This window comes from Christensenella sp., assembly GCF_034927525.1.
Taxonomy (GTDB): Bacteria; Bacillota; Clostridia; order Christensenellales; family Christensenellaceae; genus Christensenella.
The window spans coordinates 1-11,586 of the sequence record NZ_JAYFPU010000114.1 but is presented as its reverse complement, the minus strand read 5'-3'; the positions used below and the strand labels follow the sequence as shown (position 1 = coordinate 11,586).

13 protein-coding genes are annotated in these 11,586 nt (G+C 47.3%); 3 read left to right on the top strand and 10 right to left on the bottom strand.

Annotated elements, in window-relative coordinates:
* Positions 1-113 precede the first annotated feature (113 nt).
* The 3 genes from VB081_RS04605 to VB081_RS04595 all read left to right on the top strand — a co-directional run bounded on the left by VB081_RS04605 (position 114) and on the right by VB081_RS04595 (position 3,350).
* Entirely contained in the window at positions 114-728 is a 615-nt protein-coding gene (locus VB081_RS04605) for a restriction endonuclease subunit S (RefSeq protein ID WP_323399670.1), read from the top strand.
* A 240-nt stretch (positions 729-968) separates the two neighbouring features.
* On the top strand, positions 969-2,615 hold the full coding sequence (locus VB081_RS04600) for a type I restriction-modification system subunit M (RefSeq protein WP_323399669.1): 1,647 nt from the start codon (positions 969-971) through the stop codon (positions 2,613-2,615).
* Positions 2,616-2,621: 6 nt separating this feature from the next.
* The gene (locus VB081_RS04595; RefSeq protein ID WP_323399668.1) at positions 2,622-3,350 is read left to right on the top strand and encodes a hypothetical protein; all 729 of its coding nucleotides are present in this window, start codon (positions 2,622-2,624) and stop codon (positions 3,348-3,350) included.
* 140 nt (positions 3,351-3,490) lie between these two features.
* On the opposite strand, the gene VB081_RS04590 is transcribed toward VB081_RS04595, so the two are convergent.
* The 10 genes from VB081_RS04590 to VB081_RS04550 form a co-directional block, all read right to left on the bottom strand.
* Positions 3,491-3,952: a hypothetical protein gene (locus VB081_RS04590; RefSeq protein WP_323399667.1), complete on the bottom strand. Its 462-nt coding sequence runs from the start codon at positions 3,950-3,952 to the stop codon at positions 3,491-3,493.
* A gap of 246 nt (positions 3,953-4,198) precedes the next feature.
* Complete coding sequence (locus VB081_RS14980) at positions 4,199-4,279, bottom strand: putative holin-like toxin (protein WP_442872707.1); 81 nt, start codon at positions 4,277-4,279, stop codon at positions 4,199-4,201.
* Between the two features lie 168 nt (positions 4,280-4,447).
* A complete protein-coding gene (locus VB081_RS04585; RefSeq protein ID WP_323399666.1) occupies positions 4,448-4,633 on the bottom strand; it encodes a hypothetical protein in 186 nt (61 codons plus the stop codon).
* Positions 4,626-5,207: a recombinase family protein gene (locus VB081_RS04580; RefSeq protein ID WP_323399665.1), complete on the bottom strand. Its 582-nt coding sequence runs from the start codon at positions 5,205-5,207 to the stop codon at positions 4,626-4,628. Before VB081_RS04580 ends, VB081_RS04585 begins: the two co-directional genes overlap by 8 nt.
* Positions 5,208-5,370: 163 nt before the next feature.
* Complete coding sequence (locus tag VB081_RS04575) at positions 5,371-6,024, bottom strand: SprT-like domain-containing protein (protein ID WP_323399664.1); 654 nt, start codon at positions 6,022-6,024, stop codon at positions 5,371-5,373.
* A 485-nt stretch (positions 6,025-6,509) separates the two neighbouring features.
* Positions 6,510-7,811, bottom strand: a complete 1,302-nt coding sequence (locus VB081_RS04570; RefSeq protein WP_323399671.1) for a type IV secretory system conjugative DNA transfer family protein — start codon at positions 7,809-7,811, stop codon at positions 6,510-6,512.
* 313 nt (positions 7,812-8,124) lie between these two features.
* Positions 8,125-9,045 carry a relaxase/mobilization nuclease domain-containing protein gene (locus VB081_RS04565; RefSeq protein ID WP_323399663.1) on the bottom strand — a complete coding sequence of 307 codons (921 nt, stop codon included), beginning with the start codon at positions 9,043-9,045 and terminating at the stop codon, positions 8,125-8,127.
* 14 nt (positions 9,046-9,059) lie between these two features.
* Positions 9,060-9,329 (bottom strand): plasmid mobilization protein, encoded by a 270-nt coding sequence (locus tag VB081_RS04560; RefSeq protein ID WP_323399662.1) that lies wholly within the window; start codon positions 9,327-9,329, stop codon positions 9,060-9,062.
* Between the two features lie 142 nt (positions 9,330-9,471).
* Positions 9,472-10,122 (bottom strand): hypothetical protein, encoded by a 651-nt coding sequence (locus tag VB081_RS04555; RefSeq protein ID WP_323399661.1) that lies wholly within the window; start codon positions 10,120-10,122, stop codon positions 9,472-9,474.
* A 220-nt stretch (positions 10,123-10,342) separates the two neighbouring features.
* Positions 10,343-11,008 (bottom strand): DnaD domain protein, encoded by a 666-nt coding sequence (locus tag VB081_RS04550; RefSeq protein ID WP_323399660.1) that lies wholly within the window; start codon positions 11,006-11,008, stop codon positions 10,343-10,345.
* Between the last annotated feature and the right edge of the window lie 578 nt (positions 11,009-11,586).

Genomic DNA, 11,586 nt, shown 5'->3' with positions numbered 1-11,586 from the left:
TGTTATCAACTCCTTTCATGGTTATTTTACTACGAATAGTATACAATGTCAATCAAATAAAGGGAGAATGTCACGGCATATGGGGTTGAAAGCTGAAAATTGTGGGATAAAGAATGCCGTTAGTTTGGGAACAGCGTAAGTTCAATGAGATATTTAATTTTTTGCAAAATAACACACTATCTAGAGCTGCACTTGGTAATGATGGCGAAGTGATGAATGTTCACTATGGAGATATTCTTGTTAAGTATGGAGAAGTTATAAATGTAAAAAATGATGAATTGACTTATCTCATAGAGAACTCAATTGCGAAGAAATATCAGAGCTCATTTTTGGGGAACGGAGATATTATTATTGCAGATGCTGCCGAGGATAAAACTGTAGGGAAATGCAGCGAAATAACAGGTTTGTCGGGTGAAACAGTATTGTCAGGATTGCATACAATTCCGTGTAGACCAACATTGGAATTTGCTGAAGGTTATCTTGGATACTATATGAATTCAAGTGCCTATCATGATCAGTTGTTGCCCTTAATCCAAGGAACAAAAATCTCGTCAATATCCAAATCCGCAATTCAAGACACAGAGATTATTTATCCTAAATCCGAAGATGAGCAGTTAAGGATAGGCATTTATTTCACCAACCTCGACAACCTCATCACCCTTCATCAGCGCAAACTCGACCACCTCCAGCTCCAGAAAAAAGCCCTGCTTCAGCAGATGTTTGTATAACAACAAACCCAGGACAGAGCAAGAATAAAAATACGTGAACAGAGGATCCCCTGCGGACAGGAATTATATTTTTTTCTACAAATTAAGAAAGTTAACCCGCCAACAACCTGATCAAAACCGAAGGTTTTGCGCCTTGACGAATGAGGGCAACCCCTTCATTCGTCAGCGCTTGGGGTCCGGCGTGAATCTTTTTTATTCTTGGTCTGGCCGCAATTTGTATAACCCCCGAAAGGAAAAATCATGTCAGATCATAACACTACCATCCAATCCATTTCTGCCCAACTCTGGGCCATGGCTAACGAACTTCGCGGCAACATGGACGCCGGGGAATTCAAGAATTATATCCTGGCCTTCATGTTCTACCGCTACCTCTCCGAACATCAGGAGCATTACCTCGAAACCAACAAGGTAATTGACATTGCCGAGGGGCAGAGTGTCAACGACGCCTACTGGGCCGAGGCCATCGGAGAAGCCCCGGTGAGCTACAGCGCCGACACCACCAGTGACGATCTCATGGATTACCGGGAGGATATTTCCAAAAGCTTGGGCTATGCCATCGACCCCGGGGACACCTGGGCGTCGCTCCTCCACCGCATCAAGGATAAGAACATGCTCCCCAGCGACTACCAGACCCTCTTCGATCACTTCAATGCCAATGCGGCGCTGAACAGCGAAGCCGAACAGGATTTTAGCGGGGTGTTCAATGATATTAATCTCGGGGACTCCCGGCTGGGGGCCTCCACCACCGCCCGGGCAAAGTCCCTCAACGCCATCGTCAAGATGGTGGATGAAATCAACTATATCGGTGAGGACGGGGAGGATATTCTCGGGGAAATCTACGAATACCTCATCGGCCAGTTCGCCGCCAGCGCGGGTAAGAAGGGTGGCGAGTTCTACACCCCCCATCAGGTCAGCAAGATTTTAGCCCGGATTGTCACCCAGGGTGCCGATGCCAACCAGACCGGATTCAGCGTCTATGACCCCACCATGGGCTCCGGCTCCCTGTTGCTCACCGTGGGCAGCGAGCTCACCGGCGGCCATCGCCCCGGCGCCGTCAAATACTACGGCCAGGAGCTCAACACCACCACCTACAACCTCGCCCGCATGAACCTGATGATGCACGGCGTGTCCTTCAACAACATGACCCTGAACAATGCGGATACCCTGGAGCGGGACTGGCCCGACGGCCCCGATGCCAAGGGCGTTGACCGTCCCCGGAGCTTTGACGCCGTGGTGGCCAATCCCCCCTACTCCGCCAAGTGGGATAATGCCGAAACCAAGCTGAAGGACCCTCGGTTTAAGGACTTCGGGAAGCTGGCCCCCGCGTCCAAGGCCGACTTCGCCTTCGTCCTCCACAGCTTCTATCACCTGGGCCAGGGCGGCACCATGGCCATCGTCCTCCCCCACGGCGTCCTCTTCCGAGGGGCCGCCGAAGCCAAAATCCGCAAGGCCCTGATCGTGGATAAAAACGCCCTGGACACCGTTATCGGCCTGCCCGCCAACCTGTTCTACGGCACCAGCATCCCCACCACCATCCTCGTCCTCAAGCGCAACCGCACCACCAAAGACATCCTCTTTATCGATGCCAGCAAAGAGTTCGAAAAGGTCAAGAACCAGAACCGCCTCACCGATGCCCACATCGACAAAATCATCGACACCTACACCGCCCGCCAGGACGTGGACAAATACGCCCACCTCGCCACCCGTGAGGAGATTGAAGAGAACGACTATAACCTCAACATCCCCCGCTACGTCGACACCTTCGAAGAGGAACCCCCCATCGACCTGGACGAAGTCAATCGGCTTTTGAAGCAGGATGATGAGGAGATTGCGAAGCTGGAGGAAGAGATTAATGCGCAGCTGAGACTGCTTGGGGTGGAGGTGTAAAAAATTATGAGGAGAGAAGATATGGAAAATCACATTATTGACTTTTTTAAATCCGAGTTTCCAAAAGACGCTCTGGATATCAAAGACTGCATTGAACTACTCAGCCAATGCTTAACGGGCACTCTATCGAGTATTAAGTCCGATGTTAATACTTCAATGGAAAACCACAATTATGAAAAATTGGAAAATTTAACTCAATTGTTAAAAACTATTGATCCCATCCAAATCATCTTAAATGATTATGCTGACAAACTTCAGCTCGAGGAAGAAACAGAAAATGAATTACTCGAGGATGATCAGAATAGAATTGAAAAAAGCGACAGCATAGACTATGATGCTTATCGTATTGATTCGCAAATCCCCTATCCACTATATGGTAATTTTACCCATAAGAGACCATCTGCATTCCAATTATTTGAAAAGCAATATCCAGCGAATAACTGGGCTGAGATCTTCGTAAAGACCTGTGAAATCCTATCTCAAAGGGATTATAAGAAATTCAATTCCTTTGTAAAAGATAAGACGATGCAAGGCAAGAAAGTGCAGTATTTCTCTAAAGATCCTAAAGAAATCCGAGCCGCAAAAGCAATTCCCGGAACGGATGTGTACATCATGACGAATATGAGTGCAAATCAAATTAGAGATACAATTATTAAAATGCTTCAAAAGTATAACATTGATATTCAAGATTATGTATTATATCTTCGGGCCGACTATACATTGTTACATGAATAGGGGCAATGTTTGAACCGACCGTTCTATCACTAGTCTTATACGCAAAAGCTACCCAAAACTTTTCATGGTATTGGGTAGCTTTTGATTAAAACTCTCTATTAGTAATTTGATTCTTCGATTTGTCATATATACAGTATATTCTACCTAGCTTTAAATACGATTTTTTCAATCCTATACCGGTATGAATTCACCTGTATGGTGTCCCCCACTTTTTTCCCGACGACTGCCTTGTGCGTCTCGGGAGGATCAATGGTCCGTACGATAATATCAAAGGTTTCAGCACTGGCCACGTCCATGAGGACTACGTTATCACCTGCCTGTGCACCTCGTTTTTTTCTTGCTCTATATGATTCCGTCGTTTTTTGATCCCTGGTTTTTTCTGGTTTTTGATTCTTTTTTGATTGGGTTGATTTCTTTTTCGTTTTTTCTGTTTTAGTGGTATTTCCAAGATAACTAGAACAATACGCTTTTCCAAAACAGGGTTCTCCCGTTTTACCTGATTTTTCACAAGTTCCATCTGCGCCTAAATAGCAGCATCCATATTTTCGATGAACCGTTTCTACATGCCAAGGTGTTCCTTGTAGCCCCTTTGTATACCCCACTGGTCTACCTCCATCAGTAAATGATTTATGTGACTGTTCTTGATTGAGTAATACTGCCTGTATTTTCACAAATATGGTGTTTTCAAGTAACCTTAATTCAGACTATCGCGACTTGAATATTCTATTATCTCGTTGTATAATATGGGTAGAAAGAGTGGCCCGCCTTCGGCGGTCTGCCTCTGTGTCTTTTAAATCAGCTACCCACTGACCGTCAAATCAACAGGGTAGCTTTTTTCACGTTCTTTTTTAGTCGTTTCGACTTGAAAGAAGCAATACCACGAAGCCACCAAAGGTCAGCATAAGCATTAATCCTTCGTACACTGTCATAGCATCACCCCCAATCTGTTACCGATTGGGGCAGAAGCCCGCCACCCAGCGAACCACTCTTATTCGTATTATATCAGTATCGCTGTCAAAAGAAAAGGTCTTAAATATAGGATTCGGCATTCTTGAATGTTCACTTTCAAAGTAGCGATTCCCACTACCATTTAGATTCTACGCCTTAGACTTCTCCATCACCCGACAAATCGCAGTGTCCACCATCTTCTCGATCTCACTGATCTCAACATTCCCCCCATCCGATTCCATGAGTATCTCCAAAAGGCTGACGTCCGCCAGGCATAATCGCCTTAATGCAAACCAGAGCCGATCCGCTTCACGCCGCTTTTCATCATCATTCATGCTCCCTCTCCTGTGCCGCTTTTCTTGCGCGTTTTAGGGTCGATTTCGAAATCCCAGTCATGGCCTCCACCTGCTTATAGCTATTGGTGGCAAGGAGTGACAGGGCATGATCCATCTGCTTCCTTGAGAATTTCTTCGGTCGCCCCTCCCTGAAATCATCTCTGAGTCTGGCCTTCGCCTTTCCCTCCTGGGTCCGCTCCACAATCATATCCCGTTCAAATTCCGCAAAGCTGAAAAAGATATTGCGAATCAACTTCGATGCCGGAGTGTTATCCATCATGCCAATATTCAGGATATGAATGGCGATTCCCTGCGCCAGCAGTCGGTTGATGAGCTGGCTTCCCTGGATCATGGACCGGGCGATCCGATCCAGCTTGGTGACGATAATGACGTCCCCAGGTTTTACCACCGCCATGAGCTGATCCAGTTCAGGGCGGTGGGACAGTGTCCCGGTAAAGGCATCCTTAAAGATTTTTTCTGCACCAGCCGCCCTGAGTTGTTCTTCCTGGGCTTCTAAGCTGTTTCCGTTTGCTGCCTGTCCGGCGGTGGAGACTCTGGCATATCCATATTTCATGTGATTACCTCATTTTCTGTGTTTTTTCTGTCTTTCTTTTGGCCCTAAGTAATGGATACCCCGCCACGGGCTTCCTGGCGTTTATCTGTGGCGGGGACCAATACTTTTAAGTTTTGGGCTTGTCTGCGTCTTGAAAGTACATTTTCAAAACATCATCCTTCCTTTAATCAATGAGCACCATGGGTTCCATACAATCCCCACAAATGACATTCACGTCCTTGGTGGCTCGGATGATGGTCCCGCAGATGGGGCATTGGTATCGCCGGGTGCTGCTCTTCCGCTTTTGTGGGGTGTCCTCGTCGGATATCTTGGAATCCTCATCCCGTCCGGTGGTGGCTGCCGTCCCCACCTTCGGTCGATAAAGCCCAAAATCGAAGTGGGTGTCAGCTAGTAAATCCAGGGATTCGGTGGTCAAGGTGGTTCTGCAATAGCCGTAGGTCGAATCCTTTCTAACGTGCAGGCCATGTCCTTCTGCCGTTTCTTTGAATTTCCCATTATGATAGGTCCCTGAGCGGCTGGTATCCTGGATATCGAGCATCAGGTTTAGCAGGTGGCACATCTCATGGAGCATGGTCCCGCAGGTTTCTTCAATGGGGCGCATGAGGTAGTCGGCGCACACGTTGATTTCATAATAACCATTGTCCTCGGTGTCCTTCCAGGCTTGCCAGCTGGTACACCAGCCATAGGCCCGGTTATGGCTGTCTGGTGCTACGGTAATGACGGGACTTAGAAGCTTGTCCTCAAAGTAATGGGCGTTGAATAAATCGAAGATGCGGTGCAGGGTGTCGATGGTGGGCGTGAGCGTTTTGCGTTCCATGGGTTCTCCTTTGACTTGGTGAGATTTTGACGCCTGTAAGGCGTTTGGAAAACCTTACTGGGCATAACCATGCCTTGACCCTCCAGGGCCGTTGTCAAGGGCGTTTAGTCGCGAAACGATGCGCAGCACCCTTTACTGCGGACCTGGAGGGTCTAAACTGTAAATGGCCCAGTCATTTACTCGATTCCAAAGAAGATTCGGATGATGGACCGCAGGTGGATCAGCGGGATCTTCTATCCTGGACCCGAAAAATAGCCCGGGCTGCTTTTAGCGAACGCTTGGAAGTGCTCGTGTTCCAAGGGTTTGCAATCCGCTGCCAAGGAGTACTGCAGCGCATGGATGCCGGAAGGCAGTAATGCGCGGCAGTTGTCCGCAGGCGTTCGTGGCCCGGATAAAACGGCTGGAAGCGCTTTTCTTCCAGCGGTTGTTTTTCTCTGGCTAAGGGAAGGTTCCAGAGCGTTTCTCAGTGAAGGTGTCTTCCCGCCTTACCTCGCCCGGGCGGTATTGCCCTCTCCGCCATCTCGATAATAGGGTGCTTTCTTGACCCTGAAATAGCCGTAGGTGGTCAGCAGGATGATGTCCTCTCCTAAGTGGCCGAATTGTTCTGGCTTGATGATACGCCGCTCTGCTGTTGACCAGGACATCCCAAAGGAATCGGCTCCGCCGGACATCAGTCCCCGGCTGCTTTGGGATTGCCCAGGCATCAATCGGTCATAGGTCCCGACGGCCAGGGAGAAGTATTCCTGGGTGGATTGCTCGGTAACGCCGAGGATGGCGGTATAGCGCAGATTATCCATGATTGTTTTACGCTGATCACTCCCGTAGAGATAGTCCAGCTGAGAAATGCTCTGAAGCAGCAGGGTGATGGTAATCCGCCGACTTCTAAGGGTTGCCAGGGCACTTGCGATACCATGGACCACACCCAGTCGGGGGAATTCATCCAGCAGCATGAGGATGGGATAACCCTGGGGCTCCCGGGACTCGAAGGCGGTGAGGAATTGACTGGTGATCAGATTTAACATGGGCGCCCATATTTCGAGATTGGATTCGGGTACCTGGATAAAAACATCCCCACCGGATTCCAAGGCATCGGGGGTGATGATGCGCTCCCTGGAAAAGGCATCGATGACGTCATCATCCGTCGCAAAGATTTTGATGTCGGTCATCAACTGCATGATGATGCCATCCACGGTTTGGCTGCCCCCATCCATGGCTTTTTTGAATTCATTGATGTAGATGATGGCCTTGTCGTTATCGCTCTTGAAAACGGCATTAACGATCTCCTGTTGAGGGGTGGATTGGATGGTGTGCATGGTTTCGATGAAGGTGTAATTCAGATCGTAGAAAAACAGCAGCTCCCCCAACAATAGGTTTCGGGCCGAGGTGACCCAGAAGGGATCGGCCTTATCGTTGGGGCGTTTTATCAGGGAATAGACGATCCGCTTAATGCGTTGGGTCTTATGGGATGGGTCGGCATCCACGAAGTAATAGGGATCATAGCCAAGGGCATTGGGATCGGATGGATTGAAGATCTGCAGATTGGTCCGATCGACTTTGGACAATTCTGATAATTCGCCTTTGATGTCGATGGCGAAGACCGGCCCCTGCCACGCTCGGATGGATGGGATGGCCAGGCAGCTGGTTTTCCCCAGGCCCGATCCACCAAAGACGCCGATGTGGCCTTCCTTTTCCGTTGGTTTACACACATAGCCGTCTTTTTCCTGGCGGCCAAATACGAAGCCGCTCTTTCGATTCGTCTGTAACTCTGCTGGAATGGGCGGATTCATCATCCGCTTGGTGTCGCTTTTGGTGGGCAGGCGTGTGTCTCCTTTGAGATAATCGAAGATTTCGAAGAGCATGAGGGACTCATCCCCTTTGATTTTCCTGATCAGATTTTGGAGGGTGAGATACAGGCTGGTTCCCCAGAAGGCCAGCGTTGCGATGTCATACCGCAGATCACCACACCGGGCCACTAAGGGACTTCCGCCAAACTGGTAAAGGATAAACCAGATGATGGTAAAGCCCAGGAGTGCCATGGCGATGGCCCAGGGGAGTCCAATGAATTTAAAAATGGAGAACGCCGTTTCCCGAAGCGATGTTCTAGCGCTGGTGGTTTTCCCGAGGGAGTACGTGGGAACCACTTTCCAGCTGGGTTTCTTTTCCTTGCATGATGTCCTTTGCCGGCGCTTCTCTTTCTTCTCGAAGGTGATGGTCGTTTCCGGCGGGGGTGTCTGCTCTGGGGTGTTCTTCTGCCCGTTCCTGATTTCGTCTAAATTCATGGATGAGTGCCTCCTTGCTAAAGTCTTGTTTGAATGTTTTGGTGAGATTGCTATTTCTTACCTTCCGTCCTTCGCTATCCATAAAGGTGATGTGCTTTCGATTATCCGTCCAGGTTGTGCGGTAGCCCTGCTCTTCTAGTTTCTCAATGAATTCCTCCCGGCTCGTTGCCCTTTCTTTGGCCTCGCTAACGGCTAAGGCGGTGTCCAGGACATAGCTTTTATAGTGGCCTTCGGTCCCGCGGAGGATGGCCATGTATTTTTCGGGTTTGTTCGTGGTGATCTGCTGGCCTTTGACAGGGACCGACAGTCCTCGCTCCTGACACATTTCGATATTGCGATGCTTCATTTCTTTTAAATCGACCGGAGAAAAGTGGAGCTTTTTCCCGGTTTCCATGGACACCGAGTTGATGATGATATGGCTGTGGATGTGGTCCCGATCGACGTGGGTACCGATGACCATTTCGTAGTCCGGCCAACGCCCGACGGCTAAGTCCTTTGCCACCTGATTGGCTTGCTCGGGGGTTATGGCTTCATCAGGTGGGAAGGACTGGATGAAGTGATAGTACGTCACACCCGTTTCTTTCCCATACATCTGCTTCGTGACCGTCATTTCCTGGGCGGCACTTTCGATCTGACAGTGATGGGTTGAGAGATACTTCCCTTCTGTCTTTTCGGTCCGGCTGACATAATCGATTATTTTTTTGAGGCCGCTGTGCGACCGCACTGCTTTAATAATTGCCATATTTCTAAAAGTCCCTACTGTATGATTTGTAATTCTTTATCATTCACCAGATAGCCTTCATTGGCATGATGGGCCAGCTGATTGATATTGCCGCCAATTTTTTTGAGTTGCCATGCAACCTCGGTAAATCCTTCCATCACGACGATCTTCTTTTGAAGTGCACATTTCAATAAATAGTCTTGCTGACTCATATGGGCTGCGGCCACCTTCTGTAATAGCCGGTCATACTCGTCGTGGCTTAGCCGCAGCGTGAGCTTGACCGGGCGGGTTCTTCCTGCCATCATCGACTCCTTCTCTGAATTCTTTTGGGGGTCAAGGGGGAATCCCCCCTTGCAAGATGCATCGGCGCCCACGGAAGTGGACGGCCAGATGCTAATCTTGCCCGACCAGTAAAGCACCATGATTAGGGTAAGTAACTAAACCGAATTACTGGTCGGACCGCCAGAAAGCCTTCAGTAGCACCTGGCACAGACTGTGCTTATCGTCAGGATAATCGGCGTCATTTTGGAGCTTTTGGAGCTCCATCAAAACCTTATACGTATATTGGCAATCTTTATAACAGTCCCAATCATCGATGAACATCTGATAGATTTCAGCAAAATCCAGATTGTTAATATCTTTAGAAAGCCTGTTCCGTAATTGATCCAATTTTTTGAGTTCTTTTGTTAGTGGATTCTCCGGATGAAGATCACAGTTTTTATGGCTAATCTTTCCCGTTAATTCTTCTGAAGTATATTTTAGCGATCTTAACAAATAAGTCGGATCATAGGTTCCCGCAAAATACTTATTGTTATCAAAATCCGGTGCTTTGCCCACAGCCATTTCGGCTGCATATTTGACAAGATAAACTACATTATTTTGACGATTTTGCACAGAATCAGCTAGTGAGCTAAAAATCCTCATTAGCACATCGTTAATGTTCATAGTGTCCTCGTAAACCTCAAAGATATAAAATTTGATTGTCTTATCCAAAGGGAGATATTGATTTTTGATTTCCTGCTCAAAAACCATCGCTTTACTTCCCTCACCACTAATTTCCTTTTTCGGCATAACGTTTGTTGATTTTTTAAATTTCATTTTGGACCTCCTCATATAAAAATAATTTTTCATCAATTCGAAGTAATCTATTGCCCTCAATTTCATATCTCAACAAAGATCTTTTGAGAGCAAGGGACAATGCCCCTGTGAAATACATTGTTCAGAATCAGTAAACGGGCAGATAACAATAAACAAAGTATTAAACACGGCCATGCTCGATATCCCATTTTGCAAGGTCCCCCATATCTTTAATCCCTCTTTACCGCATCTTACGGATAATCCCCTCGACGTAAGCAAAATTCGTTTTTCCCTGTTTACAGGCTTCCCGGAATGCTTCTTCTACCAAATCTTCGTCCATGCTGTTAATCCAGCGTACACACTGCTCCAGATTAGGCTCCGGTACCCTTGACTCATCAAGATAGCGTTTGAAAAATGATTTTGCGTTTTCGCGCGCACGCGCATCATCATCCCCATCATCAAAATTAGCATTAGTATTATTATTAATATTAACAATGAAGGAATTTGATTTCGCCCACACTTTGCATTCCGTTTGTCCCCCATACTGACCTACATTTTGTCCCCCAATATGTGGATCAATACTCACTGCTTCAACTTCTAAATCAAAAGGGATCAAGGAATAGGTTCCGCTCTGATTCCCCCTACCCTTTCGGTACTCTATCAGCCCAGCCTGTTTAAGCTGATTTCTCATCCGATCTAGCTGTGTTTCGGATATGCCTCCAGACAACTGCCTTAACGTTGCTCCTGGTACTTTAAACTCTACTCTCCAATACCATTCGCTATTAACATTTACCGTCATTTTATTGTTCATGTACAATAGTGCATGATAAAGTGCAATTGCGTCAGGATTGAGATTGTGTAGTAGTAACCAACTTCCGAAGGCTAATCCCATTATCGTAAAATTCATTAATGTCACCTCTTTAAATAAAAAAAGTAGACAAGGATATCCTCATCTACTCGGAAGCATGGTTATATTCAATTAATTAATTATTCCCGAGAAATTCCCGAAAACAATAGCTTTTAAACACCTTTTTAGATGCCACTTAAATGCCCTTAAGCCGCATAAACACTCACTATTAATAACAAAGCGCACTCCCGAAAGGTCGGGGGCTCGAATCCCTCTTGGCACGCCATAAACTTCGTATTTAACAGCCTTCAAGGCTGTTTTTTTATATCCACCCGCCAAAAGGTCAGCCCACGCCCGGACAAATTTCCATCCTCCCCAAAACCCCTTCCCCTTTTACAGAAGATAAGGTCTTTTCTACATTCACCCACCTCAAAAAATTCGGTATGATCAGGATAACAAAAAACTATTTTGGAGGGTTCTTATGTGTGATTCTTATGTCGTTATGCCAAATGTATCGTCTACCCATGCTACCATGCTGGGGAAGAACAGCGATCGTCCAGCCTTTGATTGCCAGCCCCTAGCCTACCATGGAAGGAAAGCTGCTGGAAAGGGGGAACAAATTGAGCTGGCTTATGTCA